13 protein-coding genes are annotated in these 14335 nt (G+C 38.4%); 9 read left to right on the forward strand and 4 right to left on the reverse strand.

Annotated features, from left to right (window positions below; genetic code table 11):
- Positions 1-458: type IV toxin-antitoxin system AbiEi family antitoxin (gene abiEi, locus ACF8EG_RS12965; RefSeq protein ID WP_392419483.1), on the forward strand; the 458-nt coding region annotated here is incomplete at its 5' end.
- Between the two features lie 293 nt (positions 459-751).
- Here abiEi and ACF8EG_RS12970 read toward each other — a convergent pair.
- Positions 752-3427, reverse strand: a complete 2676-nt coding sequence (locus ACF8EG_RS12970; protein WP_083148243.1) for an ankyrin repeat domain-containing protein — start codon at positions 3425-3427, stop codon at positions 752-754.
- A 129-nt stretch (positions 3428-3556) separates the two neighbouring features.
- On the opposite strand from ACF8EG_RS12970, the gene ACF8EG_RS12975 reads away from it, so the two are divergent.
- Positions 3557-4474, forward strand: coding sequence for a viperin family antiviral radical SAM protein (locus tag ACF8EG_RS12975; protein ID WP_054395014.1), 918 nt, complete (start codon positions 3557-3559; stop codon positions 4472-4474).
- A 77-nt stretch (positions 4475-4551) separates the two neighbouring features.
- Entirely contained in the window at positions 4552-5169 is a 618-nt protein-coding gene (locus ACF8EG_RS12980; protein ID WP_193283957.1) for a deoxynucleoside kinase, read from the forward strand.
- Positions 5170-5623: 454 nt separating this feature from the next.
- On the opposite strand, the gene ACF8EG_RS12985 is transcribed toward ACF8EG_RS12980, so the two are convergent.
- Together ACF8EG_RS12985 and ACF8EG_RS12990 are read right to left on the reverse strand one after the other, a co-directional pair.
- Complete coding sequence (locus ACF8EG_RS12985) at positions 5624-6439, reverse strand: restriction endonuclease (RefSeq protein ID WP_140320324.1); 816 nt, start codon at positions 6437-6439, stop codon at positions 5624-5626.
- Between the two features lie 411 nt (positions 6440-6850).
- Positions 6851-6934 (reverse strand): AlpA family phage regulatory protein, encoded by an 84-nt coding sequence (locus ACF8EG_RS12990; protein WP_239524785.1) that lies wholly within the window; start codon positions 6932-6934, stop codon positions 6851-6853.
- Between the two features lie 483 nt (positions 6935-7417).
- On the opposite strand from ACF8EG_RS12990, the gene ACF8EG_RS12995 reads away from it, so the two are divergent.
- The 3 genes from ACF8EG_RS12995 to ACF8EG_RS13005 all read left to right on the forward strand — a co-directional run bounded on the left by ACF8EG_RS12995 (position 7418) and on the right by ACF8EG_RS13005 (position 10242).
- Positions 7418-8275 (forward strand): MarR family transcriptional regulator, encoded by an 858-nt coding sequence (locus ACF8EG_RS12995; protein WP_242536731.1) that lies wholly within the window; start codon positions 7418-7420, stop codon positions 8273-8275.
- 544 nt (positions 8276-8819) lie between these two features.
- On the forward strand, positions 8820-9332 hold the full coding sequence (locus tag ACF8EG_RS13000; RefSeq protein ID WP_049878306.1) for a hypothetical protein: 513 nt from the start codon (positions 8820-8822) through the stop codon (positions 9330-9332).
- 298 nt (positions 9333-9630) lie between these two features.
- The gene (locus tag ACF8EG_RS13005; RefSeq protein ID WP_029839331.1) at positions 9631-10242 is read left to right on the forward strand and encodes a hypothetical protein; all 612 of its coding nucleotides are present in this window, start codon (positions 9631-9633) and stop codon (positions 10240-10242) included.
- A gap of 412 nt (positions 10243-10654) precedes the next feature.
- On the opposite strand, the gene ACF8EG_RS13010 is transcribed toward ACF8EG_RS13005, so the two are convergent.
- On the reverse strand, positions 10655-11335 hold the full coding sequence (locus tag ACF8EG_RS13010) for a potassium channel family protein (protein ID WP_161608934.1): 681 nt from the start codon (positions 11333-11335) through the stop codon (positions 10655-10657).
- A gap of 146 nt (positions 11336-11481) precedes the next feature.
- On the opposite strand from ACF8EG_RS13010, the gene ACF8EG_RS13015 reads away from it, so the two are divergent.
- The 3 genes from ACF8EG_RS13015 to ACF8EG_RS13025 are packed head-to-tail and all read left to right on the forward strand — an operon-like array spanning position 11482 to position 14084.
- Complete coding sequence (locus ACF8EG_RS13015; RefSeq protein WP_017041459.1) at positions 11482-11976, forward strand: hypothetical protein; 495 nt, start codon at positions 11482-11484, stop codon at positions 11974-11976.
- Positions 11977-11995: 19 nt separating this feature from the next.
- Positions 11996-13102 carry an HlyD family secretion protein gene (locus ACF8EG_RS13020; RefSeq protein WP_086597685.1) on the forward strand — a complete coding sequence of 369 codons (1107 nt, stop codon included), beginning with the start codon at positions 11996-11998 and terminating at the stop codon, positions 13100-13102.
- Positions 13092-14084: a DUF2955 domain-containing protein gene (locus ACF8EG_RS13025; RefSeq protein ID WP_140320263.1), complete on the forward strand. Its 993-nt coding sequence runs from the start codon at positions 13092-13094 to the stop codon at positions 14082-14084. Before ACF8EG_RS13020 ends, ACF8EG_RS13025 begins: the two co-directional genes overlap by 11 nt.
- Positions 14085-14335: the final 251 nt, after the last annotated feature.

A 14335-nucleotide genomic window follows, 5' to 3' on the forward strand; every position in this document is an offset into this window, starting at 1 on the left:
GTGATCTCAGGAGATTATTTTTTGATGATTCACTTACAGCATTCCAGCAAAGCTTGCTACGTTTAGTAAAAGCAGGAGTACTAGAGCGGGCGTGTAATGGTGTTTATATATTCTCATACAGCCGTCATAGGGGTGGTTATACTATTGAATACATTGCTAAATGCTTGCGACGGGGAGAGTACAATTACATCTCTCTAGAATCAGCACTCTCAGAATACAGCGTCATTTCCCAAGTGATGCTTGATCGAATCACTATCATGACAACAGGGCGTAAAGGGGAGTTTAGAACCCACTACGGAGTTATCGAGTTCACACATACAAAACGTGATTATATTGACATTATCAACAATACCATAACTTCAGATCGCCCCCTGCGGATTGCGAAAAAAGAAGCTGCGATTCGAGATTTGAAGAGGGTTGGCAGAAACACGCACTTAATTGTGACAAATCACGATTAGGTAGATGCTGGCACTCCCAAAAACCAACACAACTCACTTTTGGACATTTTTAATTTGACATCGACGGACTAACTTTCACCCTATTAATAACTTTTAGTATCCAAAAGCATAATCAGGCTCTGCTTATCACTGTTACAGAGATTCAAGAAAATGGACAAAAACTTCCATCTTCAACCAGTTGTGTTAGATTCATGTTATGCACTTTTTCAGCATAACATGCAAACCATCCTTAGAAATACTTGTACCCTGAAATAAATTTCAACTCAAATCGAAACTTATAACTAAATCTACCGTTAAAAAACCTCTAAGATTTTCTTATAAGTCTCGTGTCTGGCAATACTACGGCCTTCAGACAAGAGAAAGTTCTTCAGAACGTCGTAAGCTAGCGGATTATTGGCAATTTCTCTGGCCAATTGCTCAGGTATTATTCCTTTTGAATCTTCAATCTTTAGTAGCTCAGGTCTCTTTTCAATTAATAGTTCAATTATAGGCAGATCGCCCATGCGAGTAGCCGTATGTAACGCTGTTGCACCTTCTTCGTTAATTAACGTTGCATCACAACCATGCTCTAGTATTAGATAAGCTGATTTTAAGCATCGACTAGCTGCTGCTGCATGAAGGGCTGTTCTACCCGTGAAATCTTGAAGATTCGGATCTGCGTTTGCTTTTAGTAATGCTTCTACCGTTTGATGATCTCTGTTGTTTGCAGCTAACATCAAAGGTGTCTGGAGTTTAAAGTCAGTTATATTAACGATTTCTGGCCATAATTCGATGATTTTCCTGATGCCTGTAACCATTGCACTAAATACATTACTAATTTCGTTAGCAATATCGATTTGTTTATAAGAATTTAATTTAGTACGCATTTCATAGCTCATCTTCATCATTAGAAAAATGATGCTATCTGCTTGTGGATATTTCAGTTGTTTCTTTTTTAAAGCTTTGTGTTTTTTTAGTACTAGCTCAATAGAACGTCCATTTTTTATACACTCTACGAAATCACGACTAAACTTTTCCATATCGCTAGAACAAGAAGCAAAAAGCGGTTGATAGTTAGGATAGCATTGATATAACTTTTCCCAAAAATACTCATGTAACCCACGCGAAACGTCATAAATATTAGATTCTCCTTTCAGCCCCCCCCAGTAGTACATGTCTCTAAAGTACTTTTCGTGATTATTAGGAATGAGTTTTTGGTTTGCTATAGCCAATGCGAATGCATCTCTAGCTAACAATCCTCTAAACTTTCCAAAGCTGTATTTCTTACATTCATCGATAGCCAAATTTAGATTTTTTTCTGCTTCTTTAAGCTTGTTCTGCGCAATATAATGAAGTGCTTCATAACGTAGTATATTTGCTTTTGAAAATTCAAAATCATCACAGTTTTTCGCCTCATCGAGTAAAGCAGATACCTTTTCTTCGGTTTTTGAATCAAACTTCTTAAGGAGTAGATGAGCTTCTAGTTCAAATAATATTCGCTTCATCGACTCAGTAGGTGTGGCTTCTAGAAATTTTAACCTTTCAACAATCATGTCAACTATATTAGGATTTGAATATTGATTCACCTGAATAATTCTAGCTCCATATACCACCTCAAAATCATCAATATCCTGCAATTGTTTAAATGGAGCTTTATTTTGTTTTAGCTTATCTATCAAAACATCTCTACGCATAAGGTAATTATTTGAATAATCGCCTTCTTCTTTTATAAGTTTATTTATTTTTTTAAATTCATATTCAGACGTAGGAAATATATTATCTAATATATCCTCTTCTCCAGAACGGCTAAAAATATCATTAATTCTATCTGTAGTGCTCCATGGAATACTGTGGTTATTGGCTGAGGTAAAAATTCGCAATAAATCGTACCTTAAAAAAGAAGGAAGTTGTTCTTCAAAAAACTTATTTTCCTCATGGTGTCCTAAATTTCCCTTTTGAATATGAGCCTCAAAAGTCAGGTTATATACATAGTCGTAAAGTTCAACTAACTGAAGTGTTTTATTTTCATTTAAGTCAAAACATAGCTTATCAACTTCAGGTGTTAAATACTTAACTAATTGCTCATATCCCTCTTGAATAGCTCTGGCTATCAGCAACCTCATACGTATCACTTTAGAGCTTGGTGCCTGATATCGTACTTTTAGTTTCTGTACAAAATCTTGCTGCTCCGCTGCTGAGCATTCACTCCTTAATATTAGCTTTAAGTCTTCACAATCAATAGCTATTTCATGCTGTAAGTCATCATAAGACAAACCTTTTTTTTCAATAAACTCCAGAGCCTGTTCAAATTGCGAAGACTTTTCATCAGGCTCAAAGCAGCCACAAAACTGTATATTCACTTTGTCCGAAAACGTTTTCTCGATACTTGATATTTCAGGGGTGCTCGTGCCTTTTTGCCAGTTGTAAAGATTCCTTAATACTTTCTCGTATTGATCATCACTATCTAGATCGTTGTCTAAATTATTAGCAATAGATGTTTTGGTGTTTTGGATTAAGTCGATAAGCCAATTCAAGACTTGCGGTACAGGGAGAAGAAGCTGCGTAGGTTCAATCGTAGAGTCTACGGCAGGAAGATACCAAAACCGTCCGCCAGGCATACCCTCATCCATTTTTGATTCAATTTGCCAAAATACCGTATGTCTCGCTAGAGCTGGTATGATAACCCTGGCTAAATAATGCCAAACGATTTTTCTTTGTGACGCCTTTGAAGAATAAACATTGAGTTCGATGTTCTTATGCATCAAGTAATCATCTGCAACATTGGAGATCAGGTCTTCTTTCGCTCTTTCATCAAGCCCTAAAGCATCCGCTATATCACCCAAAATACTTTCCCAAGTATTAGATAAATTATCCATCGTCATCTCGACATATTTAAACGTGCTTTTCGATTTTGAAGTCATCTGACTATTAGCGCCAAGCGCTTTAGCAATTTGAAGAAGTACCGATTCGAAGGTTGGAAAAGTAGCCACTGAATGTCCTTTTATTGTTTCGTTTTCCGCTAGAAAAAGAAATTTGATGGGGGGGGATGTTGCTTTTCATTTTTCTACAGAGCCGATTTTATCATACTGAAGCCATCTGAATACCTGAGTATAAAAAGCATGACAACAACACAATCTAGAAAAACAAAAGAACTCGTAATCAATTGGCACATGACAGAGGTCTGCAATTACAGTTGTAAATACTGTTTTGCAAAATGGGGCCGCCCCAAAGAACTCCATCGTTCAGAACAGGCAATCGCTAACTTATTGGATAAGCTAGCAGACTACTTCATCAAAGGCACTCCAGTCTTAAAAGAAAAGCTGGGGTACGAAAGTGTTCGTCTTAACTTTGCAGGAGGGGAACCAATGATGTTAGGAAATACGTTCGTTACCGCTTTGGTTCTTGCAAAACAAAAAGGATTTAAAACCTCAATCATAACTAATGGACATTACCTAATTCATGGAAAATCACCGTTGCCGAAAGATACTTTAGACATGATTGGAATCAGCTTTGACAGTCAGTACTTAAGTACACGTATGAAAATAGGAAGAAACGATCGAAAAGGGAACTCTTTTGGTGTTAATGATTTAACACATGCTCTAGCGAACCTTACACAGTCACAAACAGGAATCAAAACAAAGATTAATACTGTAATTAATAGTCTTAATTGGGAAGAGGATTTCTCTAATTTAATTTCTAGTCTAAAACCATACAAATGGAAAGTATTACAGGTCATGCCTTATGGTGATAATGAAATACTAATTTCCAAAGAACAGTTCGATAATTTTGTTCAAAGACATAGTGGATTAGGGTTACCTATGTATTCTGAGTCTAATTCTACTATGACAGAATCATACTTAATGATTAGTCCAGAGGGTTGCTTTTACCAAAATACTGCCAATAAACCTGGGTATAAATATAGCGAATGCATTAATTCATGCGGTGTGGAAAAAGCTCTTTCTCAAATAGAGTTTAATCCAATTACGTTTGCTTCAAGATATAAAGAAACCAATATAGATATTGTAGAAATCTCATAAATCTACTAACAAAAAATAAATCTAGGTTCCTTATTATAGGAGCTATAAATAATCACAAAATACTAGATGAGGAACAGATGAATAAATTTATCGTTTTTGAAGGGTTAGATGCATGTGGAAAAACAACATTAAGCTCTCTATATGCGAAAGAAATGAATACTATCGTTCATAATGCGGTAGTCCCTGAAGCTCATGATCTAAGAAAGGTCATTGACTCCTATGAGTCAAAAGAGAGTGCATTTCTATTTTTTTTGTTAAATAATTTATTGAAGAGTAACGAGGTTTCTAAAGTATTAAACGATAAAGATATCATATTAGACAGATATATATTTTCAACTTTGGCTTACCAAACAATTATGCTTGGAGAAGATATTGTCAAAAAAATTTTTGACACACTTAGAATTAATAAAAAAATACTTCTTCCAGAAGTGATCATTTTTGTTAAAGCCGATATTGAAACAATAAACAACAGAATAGAGACCAGAGGTGGTACAGTTCAGTGGTACGGCGATGCGGTTACGCAAAATAATAGTGTTGAATCAGCATATCACAAAGTTTTTGAATGGTTTGATATTCCAATTGTAGAGGTCGATACATCAGAAAAGCATGGCCGTTCGGTAGAAGAAAATTACCAACTAATGAAAGATCGGGTCGAGCACGTTCTTTCGGGAGGGAATAATTTGTACAGTTTCTAGTTCGATATCTCTCGGTGATATTGCATTAATATGCGGACACAAACGGCTCGTAAAGAAAGCCGCTTCTGCTTATGTTTGGGAGAAAATGAGCACTACTGCTCCGTGATGCGACATAAGCAAATGTAAGGTGACATTCTGGCTAGATTGAACAGCGATTTATTGCGCAAACTCATAAAGGGGCAAAAGTGTTTCAGAGCTTACGTTCATTACCCCATTGGTTCTGACAAACCCACTTATGAAAGATAATAGGTAACACATTTTTCACCAGAGAGTTCTGCACTGAGAGGGCTTTTTATCTATCAATGAAATGAGCAGACTTTAGTTTTTGATGATTTGAGCGAGAACAATGTTCTCGCAATAGCATTTTCAGTTGGAAATTATGCTCAAAAGGTTAACTTTTATGTTCTGAGAACCCCCTTCTATACGGTTAGACTGCTTGAATCCTCACTCACATTCAACAGTCGCAAGTGTAGCGACACTTAGGATACGCAGAGCAACCATAGAAACTTTTACCCGCATTACGGCCTTTTCTAGCAACACGAATCACAAGGCTAGACTGGCAGTTTGGGCAAACCTTGGAATGATGCTCGGGTGTAGGCTCACCAATGACTGGCTTATTCATAAAGCTGCGTCCATCTTCAATCATGTGGACTAGCTCGCTACCATTAACCAACCACAGGCGCTTCTCTTGAGCAAAAGCGATAGCTTCAGAAGTAAAATCTCCCGATGTTACGATGATCATTTTGCTAGCACGATTGTCGATCATCACACCATACATTTCTCTTAAGACTTGAACTCCGACTTTTCTAGCTTTCCAGTGCTTACATTGTACAAGACTCAACTCACCGTCTTTAGTTAACCAAATATCTACCCCACCATCAGCCTGCTTTGAGAAAGATTGTTTAACGTCGTAGCCTTGCTGCTTAAAGTACTCGCCAATGTAGCTTTCAAATTCAATCCAGCTGAGGGAATTAAGCGGAGTCGTGTTTTTGTTTGCTCTGATTTGAGACGTCGTCGCAAGATAATTATGCTTTCTCTGATACTGCTTAAAGAATGCAATGGGAGCAGGAATTAAAAACAAAAAAGAAAAATACGGTGCCATTTGCGGAAGATTCGGCCCAATGGCATTGAAGATGAAGTTATCACTGCGAGCCGCTAAGCCTGGCAGTAGGAAAGATAAACCAACATAAATGCCTGCTGAGAACAAGATACTCACCCACCACGGCGCATCCATCAAATGCCAAATAATTCCATCATTCTTCCGAGCCATAATTCCTCCCAATAAGCATCTAAATGCATTTAAGCACAATTACCAGACCTAATACATAGTTCTAGCAAGAGCATTTTTTATTTATTAATTAAATGACCAAACTTTAGTTTTTGATGATGTGAGCAAGAACCGTGTTCTCGTAGTAGCGTTTGAAAGCTATCAGCCTTTGCCTGAGATACCCAAACACGAGTCGGATAACACCTAACTCTGTCTTTCGTCATTCGGAGAACATCGTTCTCCGTTCAACTGATGAAGATTTAAGAAGAAATTAGCTCCCTGAGATAGACAAAAGCAGGAACAAGGTTCCTGCAAGAGCATTTTTTATTCGTGTTATTAATCATGCAAACAATGACTTACTTTATATTTACGAAGGTTAAGCGAGAACACTGTTCTCGCAGTAACAAGTTGTATCTATTTTTGTTCTTCTAGCCATCGCTCAATGTCTTTTCTCTGCCAGCCCACTACCCTAGAACTAAGCGTAACAACGGGTGGCATTTTTCCATCCCGACGCCAACGCCACAAAGTACTTACGCTTACCCCCGATTTCTTTCGCTAACTGCTCTTGTCTTACAAACATTTTATTACCTTTATTTCTCTATTATTTAGTCGCATCTTAGATTCTCATCACCTGACTCATAATATAGAATAAGCAACAAACCATATTGACATGATAGCTAATGAGCTTAGATCAAAAACGCAATGCATTGAGAGTACAGCTAGAAACAGCAATTAATGACTTAAAAAAACCAGGCCGAATCTCAAGGTTGTAAAATTGCTCAGCGACGTCGTTCTGGGTATTTATACGCTGTCGATGCCTTTCGGAACATTGTTCTCGAACCATGGTTTAACACGTTACTCAGTCAACATGGTTCTGTACTCCAAAAGCACCGTAGCTCCAACGCTATCAAGCTTGCAGATATCGTAGAAATTTATGGCGGATTAAATAAAACAATTAAACTTATTGAAACGGTGCTAGATTTGCGGGGGTTCGGGCTTGATAGCCAGCAACACACTGATTCTTTAGATCAAGTGCTCTGGGGGTTAAAGGATCTGCGTTCACTCACTCCACAACATCAAGAGGAAGAGGTTCGTTGGAACAGTGTTCTACCTTACTGCGCACTATGCTGGCGTCTACGCAGCCGATCTCACTACTACTGCGAAAAACACCATCCCATTAAGTCCACTAAACTTTATAAACAGCAAAAATACGCAGTTATCACTGCATTGAAACACCTGCCCGACCATAACAGCACTGCTTACGAAAAGTATCTTGCACAGCCTAACAAACAGAAAAAGTTAGGACGACAACTGTATGATCTGTTCAGCGGCTATGCGCCGCATCCACGAGTATTTCTACGTCACTGTAAAGATAGCGCTATGTCAGGGGACTGGATCACACTATCAAAGAACATTGTTCAGACATGCAAAGTGACTTATCCAGCTAGCTATAAAAAAATAAAACAAATCAAACCAGATGATTTTAGAAACTGGCCCTCGTGGTGTATCGCGATTGTGAGATGTTTAGATCCTACGGAGCCAAATGCTTGGAACGAAAAAGAGTGCCTGACGCTTTTCAATGAGTTGAATACTTGGACCACATTGATTGGGATCTTGCATCGCTTTGAGTGTGTAGAACGAATCAATAGCATTGAAACTAGACGTGGCCCGAGCGTTGGATATGGAGCGAATCTAAAACAACACCAGCAGATCAAAGACCTGTTAACACAACAACTAGCCACGAATAACAAAACTAACCTAAGTGATATCGCCAGAACGCTTGGGCTTAGCAGACAACGCATACACCAGATCATTAAAAAACATCAATTGCTCTCCTAAACAGCAAAGTAACTGTGCAAAAAATAATCTAATTTATTTTACATTTTTAATTATTAAATCAAATAAAAATCATAAATATAATTACGAATAATTCAATTATTAAATTGAACTAAGATAATTATGGTAATAAAATAGTTTTTACTTATTGACTTTTTCATGTTATAACTATTATAACTGTTATAATTATTATAAAGTTATAATTCTAATATAAGGATACATTATTTAAAATCACTTAATAAAAGGTAGAACATCGTTTTTTCTGCTAAATTTCTTCTGCCACACTTGGCACATTCACTGCCAATCCTGACACTTACTCTGCCACTACTGGCAGTCTCGTTGCCAATCTTGGCAAAAAAATGTGCCAAGCAATTTTGATCTAAAAAACTTAGGCAGACATACAGTGCATTATTTTAATAAATAAAAAGTAACACTTTGTGTTTATTATTTTCTATATATTACATTCAAGGTAAAGAAAAATATTTATTTGAACAATACTACAGTTCAAGTGTATATTATTCAAAATATCGTTATTGAGAATATTCTTATGAGTAGATTTGTACTCTCCGCAGACTTGCACCTCGGACATGATAATATATTGAAATATCGTTCAGGATTCGATTCTCCTGAAGAGCACCATAATATTCTATTTGATAACCTTGCATCATTTGTACAACCTCGTGACACGTTAATCCTACTTGGAGATATTGCAACGACTCCATTTTGGCTAGAGAGGGTTGCAAGTATTCAATGTACGAAGAAGGTGCTCGTACTTGGCAATCATTGTACAAACATGAAGGTCAACGGCAAGATGCTCGCACTCGCTGATGGCTTCGATGAGATTCACTCGATGCTATCTAAACGAAATACCTGGTTTACACACTGCCCTATACATCCTCAGGAATTACATGGAAAGATCAATGTTCACGGGCATTTACATGACAGTATCATTCTAGATGATGCAGGCAAACCAGATCCCCGCTATATCAATGTATCAGTAGATCAGACTCAATTTAGACCAGTCTTGTTCGGTGACGTCGTTAGTCAAATCACTCGCTAAGTGGCTCTTGCCAACACTCTGTTTGATAAACGAGACAAAACCGTATAGCAAAAAAGCTCACTGGTAATGGAAACGCTCACTGCATATATGAACAACGAGCTTCCAGAAGCTATAGACCGTTTAAATACGAGATTGCCAAATGACTTTCCAGAACATATCTCTAGCCCTATTTTCGACAATGCATTGAAAATGCTTCAAAGACTCTCCTTACAAGCATCCGAGTAGAGTACAAGCTATATGTCAAAAGCGGCTTAGACCTTGTAAGGATAAACATCATTAAACTTTTTTGGAAAAACCTATGGCATTCACATTTAAATTAGATTCCCCTATTCATGAGCTTCAAGCATCTACAGCACTTCTAGTTCCAAACGTTCCAGGGCAGAATCTAGTTGAGCAGTTAATTGAGCTTGCAACAAAAGAATATATTTCCTCATTAGAAAAAGGAAAAAATGGGGAGTTCGGCTTACTAATTCATGACAGCAACGGAGAGGAAGTTATTCATCTTGCTTATCGTAGTGACATAACTTACCTAACGCAATTTGATAAAACTAAAACTCACATTATTAAATATGCTAACGAAAAAAACATACCTACTAAGGAATTAGTTCTACCTAACGGAGAGGTATTAGTTATATGCAAAAACAATGCTGACTCTGAAGTGTGGTGCCAGTTGTTAATGGATTTTTCCGTGCAGAAAGTGGCTCAGATTGAGAGATTAGATTTACACCCTGGTCTGCAAGGGAAAGGTTTTTTTACTAAGTTAGTAAACCAATTACTCTGCATTGCTGATACAGAGTATGTATTAGTGACTAACATCGTCAATGACGAATGGTTTGAGTATTTAAAAGATGTAGCAGATGAAATCGTAGAAAATCGTTTTCAATGTAATGCTTTGTTCAACCAAAAGTAATCAATCTTAGTTCTAAGTAATAGTGGATATGGACTAACCTAAGCACTGGTGTACATAGCAAGACCACCCTCCCAAGGAAAATTTCAAACTCTTGATTCATATCGGTTAAGAGAATACGAATAATTTAGAGGAACTTGCTGACATTAGCTGTATTGAGTCATACACGATCCGACAGTTTTGATTATATAAGTTGGTCATGCGCCTGTACTCGTCCACACAGCTCACTTCTGGACAGAAGTCATTTAGAGCTAAAAAACCATATTGCTTTTTGACATAACGTTTACTAATCCAAAACTCAAACGACAACACTGATCAGAAAGTAAGGTTCCGAACAGTCTCTTACCACCGCTATGAATCAATGTAAATATGGAAATTGTCATTAGCAATAACTTTACCACTTAAGGGATGTCTTTTATCTAGCCGTGTTTCTACCTAAATTCGAACTGACTAAACTAGACACCACTACTGCCATATAAAAAACACCAACAACCGACTCTAAATAGACTAACGTTTTCGCAATTGTAGTCACTGGACTGATATCCCCATAACCGAGAGTGGTTAAGGTCACGAAGCTAAAATAAGCGCTATTAGAAAAATTATCTTCCCATGGAATCGCTTCTAACCCGCGAAATGCAAAGGGGTCTACCTCAAGTAACAAAAGGTAAGCCACCGCCCACATTAAGCCAAGCAATAAGAATAGGGCTACAGAACCAATAAGTTTGTTAGTGTCTATTTGGCCTGAAAACAAGATTTTTCTTACTAAAGATTGGAAAGTGCCATAGAAAAAGACAAAAGTCAGAGAAAGCATCAATATGCTCATCTCTTTGATATGAAAGAGGTGTTTCGCGGCAATAGCAGCTATCCAAACCACGGCTAAACCTCTTAAAAAATGCGTCCACTTTCGATCAAAGCGCAAACTTACAAAGCAAACAATAAAAATCACTACCATAATCCCCTGTATGACGTATTCGATCACATTGTCTTGTAGTAGTTGAACGAGGGCAGCGGCAATTAACAGCATGATTAAAGCTAACGTTAAGTAGATGAAGTTATTCTTCTCGCTAATATTTGACAACGCTTTATCGAGCTTCATGATTGACTCCTTTCCACAGTTATCATGGCGCACAAGTATGCTCTAGCCACAACAGTAACAAAAATGGTCATGTTTGATATGCATTTATTCGAACATTCTCGTTATAATCAGCAAGAGTTTATTGTACAACAGTGAAGGTGCTAGACGTGGATATCAAAGTGAAAGATTCATTGATTGGTGGCGTGATTAACGGCGTTATCAATGGTTATATTGCGAGCCACCATTTCAAAGGAATGGATAGCGTACCGATGTCGCTTAACGTGATCACGAATTCTGAAGTGACTGTGTGGGGACAAGCGGTATCTCTAACTTTTGGTTTAGGGATCATTTTGTCGTTGATCACATCCAAGCTATTTATTCATCAGCTCAATAAATCCCACCCACAACACATTAGTCAACTTCAGAGTGGTTTTTGGTCTCACCTTGTTCCTATTGCAGTCACCCATGCAGCAGCGCTATTTGGCTGGTTTGTGGCTATAGCTGTGATCTGGACAAAATACGCTGGCGAAGTGATGGTCTCTTCTTCAAGCGCTGTTGCACTGGTTGGCCTATTTGCATTCATCATTACCATTGCCGTCGAAGTACGAACTAAGAAAAGTATCATTTATAAAAAGATAAATTTACTGGAACAACCTCAGTAAACGACAGTAGGAATAGAAAATGTCAGATAACAATGTCCAAACCAGTGCTGAACAAAGCGATAAAAAAATTAGCCAAGCTCGCTCTTTCACTTACTACATTTTTGCCTTAGTTGCTGCTCTTTGGCTTTATACCTTATGGGCGGACAGAATGACGCCAATGACAGATCAAGCTAGAGTAAATGGCCAATTGATCCGCATTAGCCCAGAAGTCTCTGGCCCTATTTCACAAGTACTTATTACTAACAATAGTATTGTCAAGGCAGGAGATGAACTCGTCACGATCGATCCGCGTCCTTTTGAATTAGCCGTTAAGGCCGCCAAATTTGATTTGCAACAAGCAGCTCAGTCTTATGAAGCGGATTCAGCAGCAATCAGTGTCGCTCAAGCAAATGAAGTCGCAGCTCGTGTTAAGGTCAATAATGCCAAGAAGAATGTGGAGCGTAATCGCGTTCTCGCCAATAAAGGAACGATAAGTCAAGCGGTAATGGATAACATAATCGCCGAACTAGAGACGGCACAAGCGGGGTTGGCTCAAGCGTCCTCAGCACTAGAAAAAGCGAAACAAGAGTTTGGCCCGAGAGGAATTGATAACCCTGAAATTCAATCGGTATTAAACCGACAAGAGCAGGCTCTACTAAACCTCAATCACACCAAACTGACGGCACCTGCTAATGGTGTGATCACTAATATGGATGTTGCTGTTGGCGATTATGCTGCTGCTGGGCAGCCACTTCTTACCTTTATCAATAACAACAACTTATGGCTGACGGCCATGGTGAGAGAGAATTCACTGGCTCATTTAAAGCCTGGCGATAAAGTCAAAATTGTTTTTGATGCAAACCCTGGCGAGGTCTATGAAGGAAAAATTTCTTCAATCGGTTGGGGAAGTAGCGGTAATGGTAGCCTTGCCCAAGATGCCAGTAATGGCCTTATGACGTCGCCAACAAGCAGTTCAAAAGCACAGCGTTTCCCCGTCAATATCGAGTTCACGTCGTTGCCTGCCGATCTAAATCTGAGATACGGTGGTCGAGCTGTGGTGGGTTTCTATCCTGATGAAAGCTACTTAGGTGAGAGACTACAAGATTTGTGGATCTGGGCATGGAGTTATATCAGCTATGTATCATAGTGCCGCTAACCCAATTATAAGAGTTGCGGTATTCCCTGTACTTTTGCTGTTTTGGCAATATGTATATGGGACGGATTTGCCTTTACTCGCTCCAGCGATGTGTGCGGTTTTTCTCACTACCACTCATGAACCACCGCCTGTAATTATGGTGTTTGTTATGGGGGGCATTTTATTCATTACTGCTTGGTTTCAGGCACTAATGAGTGAACTATTGATTGATTACGCACATGTTTACTATCTGTTCTTGTTTGGAATTTTTTACTGGTGCATGGAGCGTACCAAGAAAAATCCGCAAGATGTATTTGCTATATTGCTGATTGTCTCAACCGCAATGATTGCCGTTTTTACGCAGCAGAAAGGGATTAGCGTTGAGCAAATCCCTATGGCTCTGCTAAAAAATATTTTTATCGCTGGCTTCACCGCCTATTTGGCCTACCTGCTATTTCCACGAGGTGAGCCACTCGCGATAAGCATGCCACCTGTCAGTTCGACAACGAAATATTTGCTTGATTGGCAAACCTTTCTCAAAGCGATCATTGTCATGACCATGATGGTGTGTACGATACAATTGGACTTGGAGCAAAGTACGATTATTACCATCATCGTCGCGTTAATGATTAAAGATCCTGATCCTAGTATTGGTAAAGATTATGGTTTAAGAAGGCTGCTGACAACATACGCGAGCGTGCTGTATGCGATTCCTCCTCTAATCATGAGTTTGCTGCAAGTCAATTTGGTAGGAACTGTAGGTGTTGCTGTAGTCAGTGCTTTATTTATGGGGATTCATGCCGTTACAAAGAAAGCTAGCTATAACTCAATTCAACTGATGTATTCCAGTTATGTGGTTTTAGTGTTTTATGGTATTACTTCAACGAGTATTAGTGCGATTTCAGATGACCTCGTGCGTTTTACTTCGGTTTTTGCCGCGGTAATAGTCGGTATCATGAGTTTGATCATCTTATACCCTAGAAATAGAACTTAATGTCATAACAACCAAGCCTAGGTCTAACTCGGCTTGGTTGTCTTATTGTGGGATAAGTTGTACTGCGTGCAAGTAGCATCAATATGATGTAAATGAGTGGGCGTACTAACAAGGAATGGGGCAGAGACGGGTTATAGTTGGTGCTCAAAATCGTGCACTTCGGATAAGTTAAATTGGATAAAACCAAGTAAACGAGTCTAACCGAAGCATGTCTATAAAATCGGTGACTATTCAGATATCGTTGTTTCTCT

This window comes from Vibrio sp. YQ_11 (genome assembly GCF_043103065.1).
GTDB lineage: Bacteria > Pseudomonadota > Gammaproteobacteria > Enterobacterales > Vibrionaceae > Vibrio > Vibrio parahaemolyticus.